We start from the raw sequence: 1,027 nt of genomic DNA on the forward strand, positions 1-1,027 counted from the left end.
CCTCCAGGCCCTGGCACCCCAGCAAATACCGGCTGGCATGATCCATTACGGTCAGTGGATAGCACCACCGACCGTCTTGCGTCTTGAACTGGCCCTTGTAGTCGGCGCTCCATAATTCGTTTGGCGTGGCTGCACAGCGTAGTGGGCCTGGCTGAGCAGTGACCTTGCGTGTGCGCTGCCTCGTTTCGATCTTGCCAGCTCGTTTGAGGATGTTGTAGATCGTCGTCGTGGACGGGATCTCCTGCTCGGCATGAGTCCTCGCCAACAGGGCCCGGATCTTCTTCGGTCCGGGCGTATCCGGATGCTCGCGCAACTGCAAGACTGCCTGTTGGACAGCGTAAGGGATTTGCGTAGNCGTATCCGGATGCTCGCGCAACTGCAAGACTGCCTGTTGGACAGCGTAAGGGATTTGCGTAGCCTGGGTATGGCGCTTGCGGCTACGCTCTTCCAATGCCTCTGACCCGCCTTGTTGATAGCGCTCGACCCACTTGTAACCGGTCTTGCGGCTTACCCCAAATCGTTCACACAACTGGCTGAAGGTATCCACCTGTCGCAGGTAATCGGCTATGAACAGAATCTTCTCATCCATCGGCTTCACATCCTTCCACGGCATGGCTTTCTCCAACTATGAAGATAGCCATAGGGTAATAAACTGTTACCCATGTGCTTGAATTAATGTGTTACCTATGAGAGTAAACCGTACCGGGCGGACTCCCGGCTTGTCTCCACGGCAGTGCAGCGGCGTTGCGTCACCCGGCAAGGCACGGGCAGCACTGTCGGTGTTGTTGTTCAACGGGTTTTGAAACTTAAACCTTTAACGTCAAAAGCAACTGCTGCTTCGCAGTGACGTCTTCACGCCTGATGACCCAAAACGAAAGCACTGTCGTCATGACCAGGCCGGGAGTTCGCCCCGGCAGGCGACCCTCTTTTTTGCTTCGCCAAAAAAGAGGGGCAAAAAAGGCGACCCGATGATCGCGCCCCGCTGACGCGGGGTCCCCGTGACGGCGATGCCTGAAGCGGGGCGCGG

General features: G+C 57.1%; 2 protein-coding genes. Both read right to left on the reverse strand.

What is annotated here, in order from left to right; translation table 11 throughout:
• On the reverse strand, positions 1-613 hold a 613-nt coding region (locus JK635_RS28475; protein ID WP_498043871.1), incomplete at its 3' end, for a helix-turn-helix domain-containing protein.
• A gap of 193 nt (positions 614-806) precedes the next feature.
• Positions 807-1,027 (reverse strand): hypothetical protein (locus JK635_RS28480; protein ID WP_235888126.1); only part of this gene is annotated, 221 nt, incomplete at its 5' end.

This window comes from Neobacillus paridis, from assembly GCF_016765675.1.
GTDB classification, from domain to species: Bacteria; Bacillota; Bacilli; order Bacillales; family Cytobacillaceae; genus Neobacillus; species Neobacillus paridis.